Origin of the sequence: Helicobacter sp. L8 (assembly GCF_003660355.1) — a bacterium.
GTDB lineage: Bacteria > Campylobacterota > Campylobacteria > Campylobacterales > Helicobacteraceae > Helicobacter > Helicobacter labacensis.
The window spans coordinates 15,978-35,523 of sequence record NZ_QXQR01000004.1 but is presented as its reverse complement, the minus strand read 5'-3'; the positions used below and the strand labels follow the sequence as shown (position 1 = coordinate 35,523).

Annotated in this window: 24 protein-coding genes and 1 pseudogene; 18 read left to right on the top strand and 7 right to left on the bottom strand. The window is 48.1% G+C overall.

All coding sequences use genetic code 11. From position 1 onward, the window contains the following. The first annotated feature begins 14 nt into the window (after positions 1-14). Genes EAO37_RS03320 through crcB form a run of 3 tightly spaced genes read left to right on the top strand, consistent with a single transcriptional unit; the run spans position 15 to position 1,452 of the window. On the top strand, positions 15-329 hold the full coding sequence (locus EAO37_RS03320) for a rhodanese-like domain-containing protein (RefSeq protein WP_162982146.1): 315 nt from the start codon (positions 15-17) through the stop codon (positions 327-329). Next, complete coding sequence (locus tag EAO37_RS03315; RefSeq protein WP_120943792.1) at positions 330-1,058, top strand: uroporphyrinogen-III synthase; 729 nt, start codon at positions 330-332, stop codon at positions 1,056-1,058. Between the two features lie 13 nt (positions 1,059-1,071). Further along, on the top strand, positions 1,072-1,452 hold the full coding sequence (gene crcB / locus EAO37_RS03310; protein ID WP_120943790.1) for a fluoride efflux transporter CrcB: 381 nt from the start codon (positions 1,072-1,074) through the stop codon (positions 1,450-1,452). On the opposite strand, the gene EAO37_RS03305 is transcribed toward crcB, so the two are convergent. Beyond that, on the bottom strand, positions 1,436-2,176 hold the full coding sequence (locus tag EAO37_RS03305) for an EI24 domain-containing protein (protein WP_120943787.1): 741 nt from the start codon (positions 2,174-2,176) through the stop codon (positions 1,436-1,438). The two genes, crcB and EAO37_RS03305, sit on opposite strands and share 17 nt — an antisense overlap. Positions 2,177-2,277: 101 nt before the next feature. Here EAO37_RS03305 and EAO37_RS03300 point away from each other — a divergent pair, with 101 nt between their 5' ends. Genes EAO37_RS03300 through efp form a run of 3 tightly spaced genes read left to right on the top strand, consistent with a single transcriptional unit; the run spans position 2,278 to position 4,691 of the window. Further along, a complete protein-coding gene (locus tag EAO37_RS03300; RefSeq protein WP_120943784.1) occupies positions 2,278-3,171 on the top strand; it encodes a peptidyl-prolyl cis-trans isomerase in 894 nt (297 codons plus the stop codon). A gap of 20 nt (positions 3,172-3,191) precedes the next feature. Next, positions 3,192-4,115, top strand: a complete 924-nt coding sequence (locus EAO37_RS03295; protein ID WP_120943781.1) for a class II fructose-bisphosphate aldolase — start codon at positions 3,192-3,194, stop codon at positions 4,113-4,115. Positions 4,116-4,124: 9 nt separating this feature from the next. After that, on the top strand, positions 4,125-4,691 hold the full coding sequence (gene efp / locus EAO37_RS03290) for an elongation factor P (RefSeq protein WP_120943778.1): 567 nt from the start codon (positions 4,125-4,127) through the stop codon (positions 4,689-4,691). A 13-nt stretch (positions 4,692-4,704) separates the two neighbouring features. On the opposite strand, the gene EAO37_RS03285 is transcribed toward efp, so the two are convergent. The 6 genes from EAO37_RS03285 to EAO37_RS03260 form a co-directional block, all read right to left on the bottom strand. Then, positions 4,705-5,259 carry a hypothetical protein gene (locus EAO37_RS03285; protein WP_120943775.1) on the bottom strand — a complete coding sequence of 185 codons (555 nt, stop codon included), beginning with the start codon at positions 5,257-5,259 and terminating at the stop codon, positions 4,705-4,707. A 14-nt stretch (positions 5,260-5,273) separates the two neighbouring features. After that, entirely contained in the window at positions 5,274-5,765 is a 492-nt protein-coding gene (locus EAO37_RS03280; protein ID WP_120943772.1) for a flavodoxin, read from the bottom strand. A gap of 75 nt (positions 5,766-5,840) precedes the next feature. Beyond that, positions 5,841-6,413 carry a hypothetical protein gene (locus EAO37_RS03275; RefSeq protein ID WP_120943769.1) on the bottom strand — a complete coding sequence of 191 codons (573 nt, stop codon included), beginning with the start codon at positions 6,411-6,413 and terminating at the stop codon, positions 5,841-5,843. 51 nt (positions 6,414-6,464) lie between these two features. Next, complete coding sequence (locus tag EAO37_RS03270) at positions 6,465-6,992, bottom strand: DUF2393 family protein (protein ID WP_120943767.1); 528 nt, start codon at positions 6,990-6,992, stop codon at positions 6,465-6,467. A gap of 2 nt (positions 6,993-6,994) precedes the next feature. Further along, positions 6,995-8,098, bottom strand: a complete 1,104-nt coding sequence (locus EAO37_RS03265; protein WP_120943764.1) for an SPFH domain-containing protein — start codon at positions 8,096-8,098, stop codon at positions 6,995-6,997. 43 nt (positions 8,099-8,141) lie between these two features. Continuing rightward, positions 8,142-9,539 (bottom strand): DEAD/DEAH box helicase, encoded by a 1,398-nt coding sequence (locus EAO37_RS03260; protein WP_120943761.1) that lies wholly within the window; start codon positions 9,537-9,539, stop codon positions 8,142-8,144. Between the two features lie 88 nt (positions 9,540-9,627). Here EAO37_RS03260 and EAO37_RS03255 point away from each other — a divergent pair, with 88 nt between their 5' ends. From EAO37_RS03255 to EAO37_RS03200, 12 genes and pseudogenes are all read left to right on the top strand, one after another. Further along, positions 9,628-10,353, top strand: a complete 726-nt coding sequence (locus tag EAO37_RS03255; RefSeq protein ID WP_120951531.1) for a cytochrome c biogenesis protein CcdA — start codon at positions 9,628-9,630, stop codon at positions 10,351-10,353. Positions 10,354-10,362: 9 nt separating this feature from the next. Next, a complete protein-coding gene (locus EAO37_RS03250) occupies positions 10,363-11,628 on the top strand; it encodes an amidohydrolase family protein (protein ID WP_120951529.1) in 1,266 nt (421 codons plus the stop codon). Next, the gene (locus EAO37_RS03245; RefSeq protein ID WP_120951527.1) at positions 11,616-12,851 is read left to right on the top strand and encodes an aminofutalosine deaminase family hydrolase; all 1,236 of its coding nucleotides are present in this window, start codon (positions 11,616-11,618) and stop codon (positions 12,849-12,851) included. The genes EAO37_RS03250 and EAO37_RS03245 overlap by 13 nt, the downstream gene beginning before the upstream one ends. Positions 12,852-12,901: 50 nt before the next feature. Beyond that, positions 12,902-13,150, top strand: a complete 249-nt coding sequence (locus EAO37_RS03240; protein WP_120943749.1) for an HP0268 family nuclease — start codon at positions 12,902-12,904, stop codon at positions 13,148-13,150. A 3-nt stretch (positions 13,151-13,153) separates the two neighbouring features. Further along, complete coding sequence (gene miaB / locus EAO37_RS03235; RefSeq protein ID WP_120951525.1) at positions 13,154-14,455, top strand: tRNA (N6-isopentenyl adenosine(37)-C2)-methylthiotransferase MiaB; 1,302 nt, start codon at positions 13,154-13,156, stop codon at positions 14,453-14,455. Positions 14,456-14,458: 3 nt separating this feature from the next. Continuing rightward, positions 14,459-15,081, top strand: a pseudogene (locus EAO37_RS03230) (lysophospholipid acyltransferase family protein). Next, entirely contained in the window at positions 15,081-16,094 is a 1,014-nt protein-coding gene (locus EAO37_RS03225) for a hypothetical protein (protein WP_120943740.1), read from the top strand. Before EAO37_RS03230 ends, EAO37_RS03225 begins: the two are co-directional and overlap by 1 nt. Beyond that, the gene (locus tag EAO37_RS03220; RefSeq protein ID WP_120944111.1) at positions 16,084-16,611 is read left to right on the top strand and encodes a hypothetical protein; all 528 of its coding nucleotides are present in this window, start codon (positions 16,084-16,086) and stop codon (positions 16,609-16,611) included. Before EAO37_RS03225 ends, EAO37_RS03220 begins: the two co-directional genes overlap by 11 nt. After that, a complete protein-coding gene (locus EAO37_RS03215; RefSeq protein ID WP_120943737.1) occupies positions 16,608-17,180 on the top strand; it encodes a hypothetical protein in 573 nt (190 codons plus the stop codon). Before EAO37_RS03220 ends, EAO37_RS03215 begins: the two co-directional genes overlap by 4 nt. Then, positions 17,155-17,514, top strand: a complete 360-nt coding sequence (locus EAO37_RS03210; RefSeq protein ID WP_120943734.1) for a YkgJ family cysteine cluster protein — start codon at positions 17,155-17,157, stop codon at positions 17,512-17,514. Before EAO37_RS03215 ends, EAO37_RS03210 begins: the two co-directional genes overlap by 26 nt. A 90-nt stretch (positions 17,515-17,604) precedes the next feature. Continuing rightward, positions 17,605-18,849, top strand: coding sequence for an ATP-dependent nuclease subunit B (locus EAO37_RS03205; RefSeq protein WP_235852962.1), 1,245 nt, complete (start codon positions 17,605-17,607; stop codon positions 18,847-18,849). Beyond that, positions 18,840-19,484 (top strand): indole-3-glycerol phosphate synthase, encoded by a 645-nt coding sequence (locus EAO37_RS03200; protein ID WP_120951522.1) that lies wholly within the window; start codon positions 18,840-18,842, stop codon positions 19,482-19,484. Before EAO37_RS03205 ends, EAO37_RS03200 begins: the two co-directional genes overlap by 10 nt. Positions 19,485-19,546: the final 62 nt, after the last annotated feature.

Sequence of the window (19,546 nt, the reverse complement as noted above, 5' to 3'; positions counted from 1 at the left end):
AATAAAGGATAGTGATGCATGAATACGCCCACCACCGCGTGGATTTACAGGATTTCAACCCTAAGGATTGGTGTATTATAGACATTCGAGATGCACAGGCTTACCAAGAGGCGCATTTGAAAGACGCGATCCACCTCAATGACCTAGAGGCTATTAGGCAATTTGCCCTAGAACGCCCCATGAGCAAAATTCTCTTGCAATGCTACATAGGGCGCAGTGCCGCCCATTATGCTAGCCTATTGCACGAAGCAGGGCTAGAAAATGTCTATTTTCTAAAGGCATGTGTGGAGGATTTTGAAGCGCATGGTTTAGAGATGGTGCGCGCCTAATTGCAACCTAGTATCGTGGTGGTAGGGCTTAGACCGTATGAGGACGATTTGCAGGTCCAAAGCCTTGTTTGCAACACCCTAGAGTATCTGCCCCTTGGTGCGCAAGGTGTGAATATAAGCACACCCCAAGGGGTGCTAGATGTGAGTGGCATCGGCGCGTTGCTATTCACCTCTAAAAATGCCCCCCTAGCCCTAGAACATAGTCTGCAAAACACGCATGTTTTGGCGGTGTTGAAGAGCTTGCCTAGCTTTGTGCTAGCTCCCCAAAGCGCGCGTTGGGCTCAAGATTTAGGCTTCCAAGTTGCCTTTGTCGGGCAAAGAGCCCAAGGCGCGTTATTCGCTCAAGAAGTGTTGCCCCACTTACAGGCGTGCTTGCAAACCAAAAGCGCGTTGTATGTGCGCGCCCAGCACAGCGCGTTCAATTTAGGGGCGTGGTTACAAGCCCATGTCAGCGTGCAAGAACTCATCGCCTACACCAATAAACCCCTAAAACTATCCGCCCATCTCAAGCCCCCACCCCACTCCATTCTCATTTTTAGTGCCCCGAGCGCTTACAAAGCCTTCGTGTTTAATTTTGGCTGGGATACAAGTTACCGCGCCATCGCCCTAGGAGAGAGCACCTACCGGGCTTTTGAATCCCATGTGCGCGCTCTCATTAGCCCTGAACCCAGCTTGCAAGCCAGCGTGGCGTTAGCCAAAGAATTGGCTAGCTGTGTTAGATTAGTCTAAAAAGGAGAGTGGCATGGGCATGGTGGTTTGGGCGGCTTTGGGGGGGGCTTTGGGGAGTTCTTTGCGCTATTTGGTGGGTAAAGTCGCCCCAACACGCTTTTTAATGTGGGAGAGTTTCCCCCTAGGCACTTTCAGTGTGAATTTGATCGGGTGCTTTGTGATCGGCTTTGCGGGGCATTTAGCCACAAGGGGGGTGTTAGGAGATCGCGTGGGGGTATTTTTCATCACGGGGGTGTTGGGAGGCTTTACCACCTTTTCTTCTTTTGGGCTAGATACCCTAAAACTCTTGCAAAAGCAGGCTGTCAGCGAAGCCCTAGCCTATGTGCTAGGCACAAATCTCTTAGGGTTAGGGTGCGTGGCGTTGGGCTGGGGCTTGGCTAAGCTGGTGGGTTAGCCACCTGCTTTTCTTGCGCCTTGATCTCTAAGAAATAGCGCGTTAAGATAAGGGTCTGCAATAAGGTAGCAAAGAAGTTAAAGACGGGGATTAAAGAGAAGAGATAGGCTAAAATCGCCACCTTGTGGAGGGGGATTTTGTGATCCCTTAGCACTTGTGTGTAGCGTTCTTGATTAAAAAGAGAAGTGGCGATGTCAAAACAGAGGGTGTTCTTAAAAAAGAAGTAATGGGGGATTAAAGAGAAGAAGACTCCAACAAAGGGGATGAAGTAAAGCGGGATACACACCAACAAAAACATACACAAATAAGCCAGCTGTTTGAGGAAGTGTTGTAAGCAAAAGTTAAAATCTCCAAAGCCCTCTAGGCAGAGGTCTGGGTAGTCTTTCTTGCGCACGAAAGAAACCACGATGGGGGTGTAAAAGATCGCCACTAGCACATTGCCAACCAAGCTTAAGATCAGCACAAACAAGCCCAGTAAGATGTAAACAAAGGTTTTAAACAGCAACAAGAAAAACGCGGGCATAAACCCCCCGCTGTGCGCGTAACGATACCAGCTAGTGGGTAAAAATCCCTCTATAATGCGCACCAGATTATCCCCAAAGTAAAAGAGCAAAATCCCCCAAAACAACAGCCCGACAAGCACAGGACCCAAATTTAAAAGCAACATTTTCCAACTCAAAAAGTCTTTCCAACTCTCTTGGATGGTGCGCAATGGACCTTTCATGACTCCCTCTTTCTTATTTATTTAAGTTTAGCATGCTAAAATGCAAGCTTATGTGCGCTTGCTGTAGCAGGCTCTCATTTTACAATACTTTGGAGAATTTTATGGTTAAAAAAAGCGTGTTGAGTGTGGTCTTGGCCGGTGTGCTTGGCGTGGGCATGGTGGGGGCAACCACCCTAGCGACCGTTACTTTTCCGAGCGCGCAAACGGGCAAGGCAAATAAAAAGACCAAAAAGGTTAGCCAACCCGAAGTGGTGGACATCACAGAGAGCGATTTTGATGTAATCAAGCAGAGAAACCCCAATTTTGACTTTGACAAGCTCAAAAAAGATCAACAAATGAGCTTGCTAGAACAAGCGATTAACAATCTCTTAATCGAACGAGAAGCTAAAAAAGAGAACTTAGAGGACACCCCAGAGTTTAAGCACAGCATGGAGAGCTATAAAAAGCAACTCTTAGTAGAGATTTGGGCTAAGCGCAAGGCAGAGGTTATTGGCAAAGAGGAAATTCCAGAAGCGCAGCTCAAAAAGTATTACGAAGCCAACAAGTCAAAATTTGTGCAACAAGAGGCACAGGCTAGGCATATCTTGGTTAAGACGGAAGCCGATGCCAAGCGCGTGATCTCTGAGCTCAATAAAGTGCCCAAGAACAAATTGGAGCACGAGTTTATCAAAATTGCCAACCGCGACTCCATTGATCCCAACACCAAAAACACCAAAAACGGAGGCGATCTAGGTAAATTCCAAAAAAACCAAATGGCACCCGAATTTTCTAACGCGGTTTTCTCTCTTAGACCGGGCACCTACACCAAAAAACCCATTAAAACAGAGTTTGGTTACCATGTCATCTACTTGATGAAAAAGAACGAACCTGTAACCCCTACCTACGCGCAAGCCAAACAAACCATCATTGGGATCATCAAAGAACACCAATTCCAAGAGTATGTCAAGGGCGAGTTAGACAAATTGCGCAAACAAGTCAAGATCGACATCAAATAAACCCCTGTTAGGAGCACCCCATGTTAGTCAAAGGCAGTGAGATTCTCAACAAAGCCCACCAAGAGGGCTATGGCGTGGGCGCGTTTAACTTCGTGAATGTGGAAATGTTACGCGCCATTTTTGAGGCAGCAGATAGTGCAAAATCCCCCTTAATCGTGCAAGCCAGTGAGGGAGCGATCAAGTATCTGGGCATTGACATGGTTTTAAGTCTCGTGCAAACAATGGTTAAGCGTTATCCTCACATCCCTGTAGCCCTGCATTTGGATCATGGGACGACTTTTGAGAGCTGTAAAAGAGCCGTGGATGCGGGCTTTACCTCTGTGATGATTGATGCCTCCCACCACCCTTTCAAAGAAAACCTAGAGCTCACTAAGCAGGTGGTCGATTACGCTCACTCTAAAAATGTAAGTGTAGAGGCAGAGTTAGGGCGTTTGATGGGGATTGAAGACAATATCTCTGTAGATGAAAAAGACGCGGTCTTGGTCAATCCGGACGAGGCTGAAGAGTTTGTCAAAATCAGCCATGTGGATTATTTAGCCCCAGCCATAGGCACAAGCCATGGAGCCTTTAAATTCAAGGGCGAACCTAAATTAGATTTTGAAAGGCTTGTAGAGGTCAAAGAGCGCACCAATATCCCTCTAGTCTTGCATGGTGCTAGCGCGATCCCCCAGAAAGTTAGCCAATCCTTCCTAGCCACAGGGGGGGATTTAAAGGGAAGCAAGGGCGTTCCCTACGCGTTCTTGCAAGAGTCCATCAAGGGGGGGATCAACAAGGTCAATATAGACACCGATTTGCGCATCGCTTTCATCGCGCAGGTGCGCAAAGTCGCCAACGAACACCCTAGCGAATTTGACTTACGCAAGTTTTTTACCCCGGGCATTGAGGCGGTCAAAGAGGTCATTGTAGAGCGCATGCACCTACTGGGTAGCGCTGATAAAATCTAGGAGGATTTGATGGCTATTGGGATGAGTGAGCTAAAGAAAAACCTCAAGATTGAGATTGCTGGTGTGCCTTACCGTATTGTGGAATACCAGCATGTCAAGCCGGGCAAGGGGGCAGCTTTTGTGCGCGCCAAGATCAAGTCTTTCCTAGATGGCAAGGTGATTGAGAAGACTTTTCATGCCGGGGATAAGTGTGAAGAGCCTAATTTAGTGCAAAAACCCATGCAATTTCTCTACTTTGATGGCACAAGCTACCAATTCATGGACACAGAAACCTATGAACAGATCGCTTTGAGTGAGGATCAGGTGGGCGAAGCTCCCAAATGGATGCTAGAGGGCTCGCAGGTGCAAGTGCTATTCCACAACCAAAAGGCGATCTCTGTAGAAGTCGCCCAAGTGGTCGCGCTCAAAATCGTGCAAACCCCCCCCAATTTCAAGGGCGACACTTCCAGCGGCAGCAAAAAGCCCGCCACCCTAGAAACCGGCGCGGTGGTGCAAGTGCCCTTCCACGCCCTAGAAGGAGAGGTGATCAAGGTCAATACCCAAACCGGGGAGTATTTAGAAAAACTCAAAGCCTAAAAGGGGGGGGTGCTCACATACTCTTTGGGACCTGCACATCGTCATAGTCGATCGCTTGATCGAAGACCTTACTAACGCCACGCATGATCTGCTGGATCGTCTTGTTGTCAAGCACCTCGATATTGGTCAATAGTTGTTGCAGGCGCGCTGGGTTGTAGCTATTAACCCGCACCAACATAAACACCTCTTGGTTATTGGGGTTGATGTATTCGCCTAGCTGGATTTCCTTGCCTAAGCTCGCTGCGATGGCTTGGGTGATCATCTTGAAAATCTCGCTATCAAAGGGTTTTTGTTCTGCGTTCTGGGCTACAGTGTAAGCCCCCTTGATTTTATCTGCGATGTGGATCGCCACGCGGAACCTAGCGCGCTCCCTAGCGATCTTTTCGGATCGCTCCACCTGCCCGTTGATGACATGGGAGCTGTCTATCCCTTGGGTTACAAACATGCTCCTATCTTGGATCATCCACATAGGCATGTTTTGCAAGAAGACCTGTTTTTGGTGTTGGGGTGCGCACGCACCTAGCCCAAAGACTCCTACCAGTGCTAAGGTGCTGATTTTCCAAGTCATCGACCTACACACCCCTACGCCAAAGCACCCTTGACTTCATTGACCCACGCCTCAATGCGCCCATCGGTGAGATCGTCTTGGTTGTCTTCATCTAAGACTAGCCCCACGAACTTACCCCCCTCTACAGATTTAGAAGCCTCAAAGGTATAGCCATCTGTGGAGGTGAAACCTACAACTTTACCCGCCTTAGCTTTTTCATACAGATGATAAATTCCCTCTGCAAAGGTCTCAGAATAGGTGTCTTGATCGCCCAACCCCACTAGCGCGATGGTTTTATTGGCAAAATCGGCTTCACTTAGAGTGCCCAAAAAGTCCTCCCAATCGCTTTGTAAGTCCCCAGCTCCTGCTGTGGGAGCCACCAACACCACAGAGCTAAAGCTATCAAAATCCGCCTTAGAGGCTTTAGCCACATCAAAAACCTTAGCCCCGCCTAGTTTTTCAGAAAGCTTATTGCTGATAGTCTCAGAATTCCCGCTATCCGTTCCATAAAAAATCCCAACTGCCATAACTATCCTTTAGCGAAATTTAGCATCAAGTGCTCCCCCCATTGTAGCCAAGTTTAAAGAAAATATCAAGCCCCCTTAATGTCCCCCGCGTTCCTTTGTGAAATCATGGTGGGTTTGCGCATCGCTCTCCAAAGCCACCTCTTCAAAGATTTTTTTGACACCTAACATAACCTGCTTGATTGTTTCTGGGTCTAAGAGACTGATCTCTGATAACGCCTTGCCTAAACGCTCTGGGCTATAGCTATTAACCCGCACTAGCATAAACACCTCGTGATTATTGGGGTTGATGTATTCGCCCAATTGCACTTCCTTATCCAAACTAGTCGCAATGGCTTGGATCACTTCTTTAAAGACTTCGTTGTCGTAGGGCTTTTGCTTAGAATTTTGCGTAACATTGAAGACATCTTTAAGCCTGTTGGCGATGTGGATTGCCACGCGGAATCTAGCGCGCTCCCTAGCGATTCCCTCTGAGCGTTCCACTTGACCGTTGATGACATGGGAGCTGTCGATCCCTTGTGTGATGTGCATGCTTTGATCTTGGATCATCCAAGTGGGCATGTTTTGCAAAAAAGCTTGTTTCTTGGGGCTCATCGCGCACGCCCCCAGCATGAGCGCGCCTACCAGCGTTAGGGTGATACGCCTAGACATAACTTTCCTTTAGGTTTGATAGAGGATTGTAGCGTATTTTTAGGCAGAACTTCAATAACAGTGCGCAGAGAGTTTAAAGGGGTTATGGCGGTAAGGATAAGGGTCGATACTCCACTCAAAAACGCGTTCTTGCTGGCGCGCTAGGGGGGTTTTAAAGGTTTTCAAATAGGTTTTGGCAAAGAGCCAATGGGAGAGAATCTCTTGCAACTTATTGTGGAAAGGATTCAACACATCCAGGCGCAGGCTACATTGCTGGAAATCCAATCTCCCTTCATTTTTGATCTTCACTTGCGCGACAAAGGCATTCGTGTAGACAAGCGCAGCGGCATGTTCGATGCTGGTTTGGATTTTCAAGAATTGGTCTTGGGTAACATAGCGCACCCCAAAGGGCGCGCCAAAGAGCGCCACAAACGAGAGCCCCAAACACAGCGCAGAGATCACCCCCCTAAAGACAATCCCCATAGAAAAAAAGCATAAAAAGAGAAAATAATGCCCTCCAAACACCCATAGAGCTAAGGGGCTGGTCTGCGCCCAAAAGGCTTGTAATGTCTCCAAAAGGTGTTGCAAAATGGCGTTCATGGCTATTTATGCGCCCCTTGTGTGGCTAGGGCTTTGGGTTTACTCTTGGTGTCTAGCCAAATATTGGGCACAGCCCCCCCGGGGGTAAGTAAAATCTGGGCGTTTTGGTTGGCTTTAAGCGCTTCATTAAATTGCCCTTGCACCTCAATTTGGCGTAAGCTTAAGAGCTTATCGGTCAGGCTTTGGGCGATGCTCAAATTAGCTGCGGATTTAGCCTTGGCTTCAATCACGATCGCATCAGCCACCCCCTGGGCTTTGATCCGATTGGCATCGGCTTCCCCCTTAGCTAAGGCTGCTAACTTCTGTGCCTCTTGCTTGGCGCGTTCCACCTCATACTTCACCCTTTCAGATTCCTGCCTAGCAATCTGCACCTTTTCAATCTGTTCCTTGATCTTTTGGGGCAACACAATCTCTCGAAGCTGGATTGAACTAAGTTCTACGGGGGCATTGGGCAATTTGGAAACCTCTTTATTGATGTCGGTATTGATCAGCGTGGCGATTTCATTGCGCTTGATGGGCAGATCCTCTGCAGGGTAGCGCCCCACCACGGAGCGTACCACATCGCGCACCACCGGGTTGATGATCTTTTGCTCCCAACTCAAGCCATAAGTGGCGATGGTTTGGGGTGTGGTTTGGGCATTGAGGCGATATTGCACGGTGAGCTCAATAGAAACCGTCAAACCCCTAGAATCCATCACATTGATTGCATCGTTTCTAAAAATGCCTTGATTCTTGCCCACAATCCCCATATCTTCCGTGCGGGAGAAATTGATGGTGCGCACGCGCGTATCGATCACCAAAATATCTTGCACTAGGGGGATGAAAAAGTGAATCCCGGGCTGTAAAGGCAGGGGATCGTATTTCCCGGCGGTGATCTTGATGCCAATTTCACCAGATTGGATAATGGTGAAGGGCTTGGCTAAAACCAACAACACCAACACGATCACAAAAACCACAAAGCTGGTGAATTTCTTAGATTGCAAGAAATTAGGAGGTAGAGTGGGTTTAAAAGGAGGAGGGTTCTTAGGCTGGTTGGAATTTTTCGAATCCTCAGGGCGGGGATTGGATTGTTTGTTTTTGAGATGCTCGTTGAGATCAATGGGCATGGCTGTCCTTGCGCGCGCGGGCTAAAATGGCTGTTGTCATAAACTACCTTTGTCTATACCCTTGTCGTGGGGGTTTATGAGTCTTAGAGTGGGATCTGGAGTGTTGGTAGGGTTTTTTGGAGGGGGGGCGATCTAGGGCATGTGGGTCTAGGGCGATCTTTTGGCTTTTAAATTGTAGGCTCAAGAGTTTTAAGGTGAGTTGAGCGGGTTCAAATTGTTCCATGAGTCGCTCATACACGCTCACCACCTCTTCATCGACCTCTACCTTAGAGAGCGCGCGCACCAAGCGATCTTCATCCATGTTGGGGATTTCATACAGTTCAATGCTAGAACCGATCTCTTTTTGCATGCGCAAGAGTTCTTTATACTCTAGGGGGGTTACTAGAGTGATGGCAATCCCCTTTTTGCCCGCGCGCCCCGTGCGTCCGATGCGATGGATATAACTCTCAGTGTTGAGGGGCAAGTGGTAGTTAAAGACATGGCTTACATCGCTAATATCTAACCCCCGACTGGCTACATCGGTAGCCACCAGCACATCGGCGCGCTTAGATTTAAAAGCCTTGATGGATTCTTGACGCGCGCGCTGTTCCATGTCCCCATGCAAAGGTGTGGTCTTATAACCTCTCTCCACTAAAAATTGGTGCAACTCGTCCACTTCGCGCTTCATGCGCATAAAGATGATGCTCTTGTTGTGGTTTTCTTTATCTAGCAAGCGCATGATCGCCTCATTGCGCTCGTGTTCGTTGATCACATAAAAGCGTTGTGAGATGTCGGCATTGGTAACATGGCTGGGCGCGATGTGGATAAAGGCGGGGTCTTGTAAAATTTTGGTGGCTAATTCTTTGATGGGGGGGGGCATGGTGGCTGAAAAGAGTAAAATTTGCGCGTCCTCGGGCAGGTAGTCAAAGATTTCTTCAATATCATCTAAAAAGCCCATGTCTAGCATCTCATCGCTTTCATCTAATACGACTACCTTAGGCGCAAAATTTTTTAACCTCTTGTGTTTGAGGTGGTCTAAGAGTCGCCCGGGTGTGGCGATCATCACTTGGGGCTTTCTCTCTAAAAGCTCGCATTGCTTGCGGATACTCTGCCCACCATAGACGCAAATAGTGCGCGTGCGCGCGCTCTTGCCCAAGCGGAAAATCTCATCGCTAATTTGCATCGCCAATTCTCTAGTGGGCGTGATGATGAGGGCTTCTACACTTTGGTCGTTCTTGAGATTGTGGATAATGGGCAGAGCAAAGGCGGCAGTCTTGCCCGTGCCCGTTTGGGCTTGGGCGATCACATCTTTGCCCTGCAAAATTAACGGGATAGCCTTTTCTTGAATAGGGCTAGGTTGCACAAAGCCCACATCCGCAATGGACTTCAAAATCTTGGGATGCAAACCCAAATCTTTAAAACTCACAGAAGTTTCTGGCGCGCTGGAATGTTCTGTTGGCATGGATAAAAACAACCTTTGTTGGGATTTTAATGGGGATAATCCTAAAGTAAATTCACGCTATTATAGCTAAAAAACCTTAGGATCGTCCATGCTAGAAAATGGTCTCTTATCTGTTTTTGATCAAACTCCCTTGTTCGCCTCTTTTTTAGCCGGGCTCTTGGCTTTTTTGAGCCCCTGCGTGTTGCCCTTGATTCCTGCCTATCTCTCCTACATTAGCCAAAGTTCCCTAGAAGAGATCAAAAACGGGCGGGTGCATCGTTTTGGGGTTTTGCTCAAGGCGGGGTTATTTGTGCTAGGCTTTGGGATCGTTTTTTGGCTCTTAGGCGCGTCTATGGCGCGTATTTTGCATAATTTCTTTTCGAATGTGTGGGTGCGTGTGCTGGCCGGGGGGATTGTCTTGCTCTTTGGTTTGCATTTTTTAGGGGTGTTGCGCTGGAGTTTTCTCTACCGCGCTAGGGTGCTTAACCTCAACATGGGGGCGCAAAATGCCCTTTTGCGCCACTTATTACCTATTGTGCTAGGTATGGGCTTTGCGCTGGGTTGGACTCCTTGCATTGGTCCCATTTTCACGAGCATTGTGCTCTTGAGCGGGAGCGAACAGGCTTATGGCTTGACGCTTTTAGGGGTGTTTATCGCCGGGTTTGGGATTCCTTGGTTAGTGGTGGCTTTGGCATTGGATAAGGCTTTGAATTTGCTTAAAAGCGTCAAACCTTACATGCGCGCTGTGGAGATAGGCACTGGGGCGATTTTGTTACTTATGGGTGTGCTGATTATGAGTGGCAAGATGGAATCCTTGGGCGCGTGGTTGGGCTAGGGGTGTGGCGTGTTATTGAAAAATGCGTGTGTCAATGGGGTTTCTTGTTGTGTGCGTGTGTTAGATGGGATCATTGCGCAGATAGGCACGCATTTAAACCCCCAAGCCCAAGAAATGTTTTTAGAGTGCGGGCATAAGACTTTATTACCTAGCGCGATAGATTTAGGGGTGTTTTTACACAGCCTAAGCGCGTCCACCTACACACATCTTAAAGCGCAAGCGTGCATGGGGGGGGTTGGCTCTTTAATGGGTGTGCCTCTAGCTCCGCTCTACTCTCTTAAAGAAGCGCATATGGAGCCCCTAGAGTTCGTGCAAGAGTTTAGCGACAACGCTTTTAGCCCCCTAGATTATGGCGCAACTAGGCAGGCTATCGCGCACAAAGACATCGTCTGTTTGCACCCCCTAGACACCAACCAACGCCTGCAAGATTTAGCTCTATTGCGCGCCGCGCTCCCTGACTCTATTCGCGCATGCTTGTATCTCTACAACCTAGAAGGGCAAAAACTTCTGCCCGTGTTAGATTACGCGCGTATGCTCGATCTCAAACTCATTTGTGGGGTGCGGGGTTATGAGGGGCGTTTTAGCATGGGGATAATGGATCAAACCTCCTTGGCTTACGAGCTAGGTTTACCTAGTGTGAGTCCGCTCATCCAAGTTAAAGAAGTGGGTAAAGTGGGGGCTATGGCTTTGCACACAGGGTTGGATATTTTGTTAGATAGCGTGGTGGAACCCGATGCTTTTAATGTCATTAGGGCTTTGAAAACTCTAGGCGCGCCCCTATGGGTGCAAACCCCCCTACACCATTTGGTTTTAGATGAAAGCGTTTACCAACACTACGATCCGCGCACAAAAATTCTCCCCCCTTTAAAAACTAAAGCCACCCAAATGCGCTTGCGCGCCTTGCTTGCCACAGACATTGACATCTTGACCAGTTTACACTACACCCACCCTCTGCACTTACACATCTTCGAGGACGCGCCCTTTGGGATGAATAGCATTGACGCTTTTTTCCCCTTAGCCTACACGCACTTGGTTAAAAGTGGCTGTATTAGTTTGTCAAGATTAATAGAGCTTATCGCCACGAATCCGGCACGCTTTTTAGGGCTCAATTGTGGGAGAGTCGAGGTTGGTCAAGAGGCGCGCTTAATGCTAGTGGATTTAACAGCCAAAAGCCAAGTGGATAACCCGGCTAGCATTTACCATAACCAAGTGTTAGACGCGCGCATAGAGTGGATCATGCAAGGCGATGAGGTGGTGTCTTTATGCAAGAGCTAGAGATCATCGGGGCGCGTGTGGTGGCTACTTGCGATGCCTCTTTTAGGGTGATAGAACATGGGGGCGTGGCAATCTCTAAGGGACAGATTATAGAGGTAGGATCGCTGGCGCGTTTGAAAAGCGTGTATGCGCGCGCACGCGTGGCTTTTTACAAACATGGTCTATTGATGCCAGCGCTCACCAACGCCCATATCCATTTTGAGTTTTCCAGCCATAAAAACACCTTTACTTATGGGAGTTTTGAGAATTGGTTAACTAGCGTGATCCAACACAGAGATTTGGTGTTCCGCCACGCCCAAAGGCATATCCGCCACGCCCTGCGCGTCCAAATGCAAAGTGGGGTGGGGAGTGTAGGGGCTATTAGTAGCTATGGCTTAGAGCGCGAAATTTTAGCCCATTCGCCTTTAAAAGTGGTCTTTTTCAATGAGTTGCTTGCCAGCGCACCCCTAGAGCAGAGTTTTCAAGACTTCCAAGCGCGCTATGCCCAAAGCCTCAAGCACAAAAGCGCGCGTTTTATCCCGGCTATTGCCATCCACGCGCCGTATTCGGCGCATAAGCAACTCGCTCAACGGGTGTTGGAGGGTATAGATAAGCGCACCCCTGTTTGCGCGCATTTTTTAGAATCGCAGGCTGAATTAGAGTGGTTAGAGAATCAAGGGGGTTGGTTTGCGCGCTTTTTTCAAGAAGTCTTGGGAGTGGCTAAACCCATGCCTTCTTACACGGGAGTGCTAGATTTTTTAAACCTGTTTACCAACAAACACCTATTGCTTGTGCATGCCCTCTTTGCCCGTTTGGAGCATCTCAAACACGCCCAAGAGATCGCCACCCAAGCCCACATCATCACCTGCCCTAGGTCTAACCGCCTTCTAAGCGGGCATCTGCTAGACCCTACGCGTTTGCGCCCTTTGGATTTGCCTTACGCGTTGGCTACCGATGGGAAAAGTTCTAATTTAGATGTGAATCTCTTAGAAGAATTGCGCCATGCCCTCTTTGCCCTACCGGGTAATCTAGAAGACAACGCCTTAGAACTCTTGTTAGCCTGTAGCGCACGCGCTAGCCAAGCCTTGGGCTTGAATAATGGGAGTTTAGAAGCGGGCAAGGACGCGGATTTAGCCATTTTCACATGCCAAAAAGCCCACACCCCCCTAGAGATCGCCCTAAGCCTCATACAGGCTAAAAAAGCCCGCGCTCTCTATATCCAAGGAAGGCGCGTTTTTCCCTAGTTTTAAGCCAAATTCAGCTACACTCGAAAACATTGTGAATAAGGGATTTGATGGAATTACACCTAGCCAAACAGAGCAGAAAACACACCAGTAAGAGTCTCAAGGTGCGCCTAGAGGACTTGCTAAACAAATACCACCACCATAACGAACATGTCTTCTACTTCGCGCCCACCAACACGCACAAGGACATGTTAAACGCGCTTGCTTGTTTAGAAAAGCAGGGCTATAAGGCGTATTTAAACGAAGTGAAGATCAGCGCGGACGACAAAGATTTTATTTACGCCCTACATATCATTTAGGAGATGTATTTGCAAAAGACCCTTTATATTGAAACGATGGGTTGTGCGATGAATGAGCGGGATAGCCAGCACTTGGCTGGTGAGCTAGCCAAAGTGGGCTACACCCAAATTGATGACCCCAAACAAGCCGATTTGATCTTGTTAAATACCTGCAGTGTGCGCGAAAAGCCTGAGCGCAAATTGTTTTCAGAGATTGGGCATTTTGCTAAGATCAAAAAAGGGGGGGCTAAGATCGGGGTATGCGGGTGTAGCGCTAGCCACATGGGGGCTAGCATTTTACAAAAAGCCCCCAGCGTGGATTTTGTGCTAGGAGCGCGCAACATTTCCAAGATAAGCCAGATCATCCACCAGCCCAAGGCTGTTGAGGTAGCCCTAGATCATGACGATAGCCATTATCTCTTTGAGAGCACCCAAAGCGCGCTCAAAGCCTTTATCAATGTGTCCATTGGATGCGATAAACATTGCACCTATTGCATTGTGCCCCACACACGCGGCAAAGAGATCTCCATTCCCCTAGACTTGATCTTGAAGGAGGCTAGGCGTTGCGTAGAGCGAGGGGTTAAAGAGATCATCTTGTTAGGGCAAAATGTCAATAATTACGGCGCGCGTTTTTCTAGCGCGCACCCTAAGGTGGATTTTAGCGCGTTGCTATGCGCTCTGTGCGCGATTGAGGGTTTGGAGCGAATCCGTTTCACTTCTCCCCACCCCCTGCATATGGACGATGCTTTTTTGGAGTGCTTTGCGCGCCACCCCAAAGTATGTAAGAGTATCCACATCCCTCTGCAAAGCGGTTCTAATGCGATTTTAAGGGCGATGAAACGCGGGTATACCAGGGAGTGGTATTTAAATCGTGTAGAAAAATTGCGCACGCTTGTGCCCGAAGTGGGGATTGGCACGGATATTATCGTGGGTTTCCCCGGAGAGAGTGAGGCGGATTTTCAAGACACCCTAGATGTGGTGCAACGCGTGCAATTTGACACCCTCTATAGTTTTGTTTATTCCCCCCGCCCCTTGACCCCGGCAGCCCATTTAGAACCCAAGGTGCCCACCCCCATTGCCAAAGATCGCTTGCGCCTTTTGCAACAATGCCACCAAGAACTATTGACCCAAAAAGCCAAGCGGGAATTAGGCAAGGTCTATGAAGTCTTAGTGGAACATATAGAACAAGGGCGCGCGCAGGGCAAAAGCGATCAAGGGCGTTTGTTGAGTTTTGAAGCCCGGGGGGTGAGTGTGGGGGATTTGGTGGCCGTGCAAGTGGTGGCGCACCACAAGGGGAGTTTGCAAGCCCAACGCTTAGGGGCTTAATTTGTGTTAAAACGCTTGCGTAATGGAGTGGTGCTAAAAGCCTTGCCCGTGCTATTGTATTGGGTGTTGTGGCTGTTATTCAAGACTTGTAAAAACCGCTTTTTTTTAGCGCAGAGTCTGCAACGCACCTCTTTTATCGCCAGTTTTTGGCATGGGGAGATCGCTATGTTGCCCTTTGCTTACCTACGGCTTAAAAAAACTCCCAATCTCTATGTGATCGCCAGCCAACATTTTGATGGCTCTTTAGCTGCAAGGCTCTATGAGTGCTTTGGCTTCCATGCGATTCGAGGTTCTAGCAAAAAAGGGGGGGTGAGAGTGCTTGTGGAGGGGATCAAACACCTAAAGGCGGGAGCAGATGTGGGGTTAACCCAGATGGTCCTAGGGGACCTTATCATAGCATCGCCGATGGTGTGGTGGCTTTAGCGCAAAAAAGTGGGGTGGGCGTAGTGGTGTGCCGTGTGATCTTTGCTAACGCCTTCACCTTCAACACTTGGGATCGCTTCCAGCTCCCCAAACCCTTTTCAGAAGTGCGCTACTACATGCAAGAACCTTTCTTTATCCCTAAGGACATGGCTTTAGAGCAGGCTAAGGCGTTAGTGGCGACACGCATGCAGGAGTGTGGCTGATGTGGCGCGCGATTAAGGGGATGTTCTATGACACCATTAAAGAATTGTTCTTTTCTGATGTCTTTATCTGTTTCAATGTGGATCATGAGATTTTAGTGGGGCGGGTGGAACATCTCAAACGGGGCAAAACCTTAGAAGTGGTGAATAAAGTCTACGCGCTCAAAAATGGGGTGATCCCCATTAAAGCCCTGAAGGACGCTAGGAATTTCACGCGAATCTACCCCTTTTCTTATCTGTGTGGCATGGCTAAGAGTTTGGATCAAGGGGTGTGCCCAAAGGAACATTTGGAGCACTATGCCCCTGTGCCTAAGAAAGAGTTGGTGTTTTTAGAAATAGATCAGCATTACTTTTTCATCCCTAAGAAATCCCTCAAAGAGGAGATCGCCTTCTTTGAAAGCGCGCTCTTCAAGGCAGACTATATTTTTTCGCCCTTCTTACTCATGTATGGCTGCATCCGCCCTAATTTACAAGAATGCGCTACCTTGTATGCTATGTTGGAGTATTCTAGGCTCTGTGTGCTCATCACGCACCACAAAAAGATTTGCTACGCGCAATGCTACAATCTAAAAATCCCCGAACATTTGAGTGTGGACACTAAGGAGGAACAAGAGGACTATGCCCAAGAGGAAGTCTTTTTAAAATCCCTATTGAGTTCTATGGAAGCCAATTTGACTCACATGGGCGATACCGCCCAAATGCACGAGCAAATCCCGGGTGAAAACACGCCCTCCTCTTCAGCCCAAGAGATCAAACTCTTAGAAGAAGAAAAAGCCACCCTTGGAGAAATTGTCAGGCTTCTGCAAGACAGCCTCAAGCAGGCTTACAAGCACCCTGTTTATCCCCTAGAAGACTTTGTGGAGCAAGCCTATATCCTCAACACCTACCAGGTAGGATCGCGCATGTTGGAGAAATTGCAAGATGAGTTGATGTTGGAAGTGTCTTGTATCCCCATTTCTGTCGTGGAACAATTGAGTCTATTTGCCCGCAGAGAACAGAACGATGATGCGCTATAGTTATAGTAAACCCCACGCCAAACACATGGTTAGCCCACACACGAAGGTGTGGGTATTTTACATGGTGTTGGCGGTGGGTTTAAGCGTGTGGATGGCGCATTTTTTAAACCAAGAAAGCCGTGTAGCCAACCACAGAAGTGAGATCGCCCAAGTGGAGAGCAATATCTATGGGCATGAGAGCCAACGGGTGCGCAGCAAACACAAGCAATTGGAAAAAAGAGTCCAAGAAGTGGATCACAAGAAAGTTTACATTCTCAATGTCAGGGATTCAATCAAGGGCATTTTGGAGATCATTCCAGATTCCATCACGATCCAATCCATCACCATTGATTATTCCAGCCTCACCATTAAAGGGATCGTGCCCTCTAAAGAAGTGTTCCAATTGTCCTTACAGCAGCGCCTCAATTCCATTTTTGAAAATAGCCAAGTTAGCTTCTACCCCATGGGGAATGGGTCATTTAGGTTTGTGTCCAATAATTCTTCTGTCATACCCTTCATCGACAAGGACCCCAAATGAGCAAAGAAGCCCAAGAGAGCAAACAGGAAAGCCACTTTACCGAGAGCGTAGCCTTTGAGAGGCTGGTTAGAAACTCCCTATTCACTCTGATGTTTTTCCTCTTGGCGATCCTCTCTGTGCGTTTTTTGGTATGGGACAATTTAGAGAAGTTTCGCTCCCAACATGGCGATGAAGTGCAAAAACTCATGATCATGGCGCACAAGCAAAAAGCCTTTTTTGAAACCTTTGCAAACTACCAAGCCTACAAACACTCCATCGCGTCCAAACTCGCCCACCCTAGTTACCAAGATAGTATTAACACACTCAACCAGCTTCTCAAACAACACTTCACCCAAGTGCAAATCCAAGCGGGCACTGAGGACAAACACTCCCAAGCCGACATTATCCACGAAATTTTCTACATCAAAGCCCATGCCCACTCTTTAGACGATCTATATACCTTTTTAAAAAACATGCTCAATATCAGCAATTATGCCCAAGTGGCACTTCCCATCAGTATCACCAAACAAAAGCACGATTTGGCTTTAGAGTTTAGGATTCACATTGAATACAGAGTTACAGAGTTTTAAATTTGACCCAAAGGCTTGCGCTTCTTGCGGGGCGCGTTGTTGCAAGGGCGCGGGTTATGTGTTTTTGAGTGTCATGGAGATACAAGAGATCGCGGCATTCTTGCAGATGTCCCTCGATCAATTTGGGAGGCGCTATCTTAGGCGTGTAGGGCATGCCTACAGTTTGCTAGAGCGCGCAGATAGCCAAAAAGCCTGCGTGTTCTTAGACATCCCAAGCCAACGATGCCAAATCTACCCCGTGCGTCCCAAACAATGCCGCACCTACCCTTTTTGGCACAATGACAAAACCCCTCAAGAGCGCGCGTTAGAGTGCCCGGGGGTGGTGCTTGAGTAAATCAAATGTGGAGGATTTATGCTATATTTTACTAAAGGAGCCAACATGAAAAAAACGACTTCTTTTAGGCGCAAAGGCGCGCTATTAACCATGACGCTTGCTAGCATGCTTTTTGCCCAAAACTTAACAGAAGACCAACAAATTCTCATCACTTCCGATGCGTTCCATCGGGGCGATTTTGCCACCGCCAAGCGGGGCTATTTGCATCTCTACAAGGAAACAAACAACATTTTATATGCCAAAGAAGCGGCGATCTCTGCGGCAAGTTTGGGCGACATTGGCACCGCCGTGAAACTAGCCATGCTCTATAGGAAAATCACCAAGGACAAAAAGGATGTCTCTATCAATAAGATTTTAGTAGATGGCTATATCCAAACCGGGCAGACTGACAAGGCGATCGCGCTCTTGGAAAATATCCGGCGCGAAGACAAGTCCTTGATGTTAGATGATGTGCTAGGTTCTTTGTATTTGAGCCAGAAACGCTACGACAAGGCGTTTTCTCTACTCAACCGCTTTTACAACCAAACCCATAGCGAAGATAGCCTAGAGAAACTCATCACCATCTATTTCATGCAAAATAGCCACCAAGAGGCGGTGAGTTTGCTCAGTTCGCATCTAAAAAATTATGGCTGTTCGCCCGATCTGTGCCAACGCGCCTACAACACTTTTTCGCAACTCAATGAGTTGGACAGGGCTAAGGATGTCTTTGGGGCTCTGTATGAGAGAGATCCCATCGTGCAAAATGCCCAACTCTACATCGCTGTGTTAGTGGCACTCAAAGAATTTGACAAAGCCCAGAAGATTGCCGAGAATTTCCCCTTTGATCGCCGCTTGCTTTTAGACCTCTACACCGCGCAAAAGAAATTCGCTCTAGCCGCCAAACAAGCCAGCCTCATCTACAATGAGAAAAAAGACCCTAGCTTTTTAGCCCTAGAGGCTATTTACACCTACGAGCATCTCAACGCCCTGCACACCCCCAAGAAATCCGAAGTGGTGAAAATCACCCAAAAACTAGAACGCGCCATCGCCGAGCGCACCCAGAATCTCAAACGCACTAAGGGGGATATGAATCCCCAAGACGCGTTTTTTTACAATTTCTTGGGCTATTCTCTCATCGATTACAATTTAGACATCAAAAAAGGCATCGCCTATGTCAAAACCGCCCTAGAGTTAGAACCCGACTCTATTTTCTATTTGGATTCTCTAGCGTGGGGGTATTACAAATTAGGCGAGTGCACGCAGGCTAAAGATGTCTTTGCTAAGATCGACTCTCAAGAAGTCAAAGCCCAGCCCGAACTCAAAGAGCACGCCGATGCAATCGCCAAATGCCACTAGATTTAGACACCCTAAAGCGTTATCTAGAGAACAAACAGGCTTTAACCCCCCTAGAGGTTTTGGGGCGCACTCTAGCTTATAACCCCTATGTGCCCAGACTCAAGGCTCAGGATTTACAGCGCGCCCAAGATCATCCCCAACAGATTGTACGCCTCAATGCGGGTCTAGAACTGGAAGTTTTGCTAGAGCGTTTGGAGTGTGTAGCCAACGCCCTCTTGCTGGATTTCACCCCCCTTTACACCCCCACACCCCCCCTAGAGAGTTTAGACCTGCTAGGCTATGTGCGCCGTCTAAGCTCTAAACCCCTCATCCACCAAGATTATTTTTTAACCCCCTACCAACTCTTAGAAAGCCTAGTGCATGGGAGCGATGGAGTGCTCTTAAACGCGCAACTCTTGGGCGCACAGCTCAAGGACATGTGCGCCTACGCAAGCCGTCTAGGGCTATTAGACATCATAGAAGTGCGTTGCAAGGCGGATTTGAAGGCGAGCGTCTTGGCTAGGGCGAGCGCGCTTTATTTGAGCCAAGATTTTGCTACCCTTTTAGAACTCACCCCCCAACGCTTCCTCATTCTCAAAGACTTTGACGCGCACGATTTGGAGCATGACGGCGTGGACGCGCTGGTTTACCCCTAACTCCCAGCGATTATTTTTTTCACAGATGTAATATATTATTTATTTATTCAATAAGAGTTAAG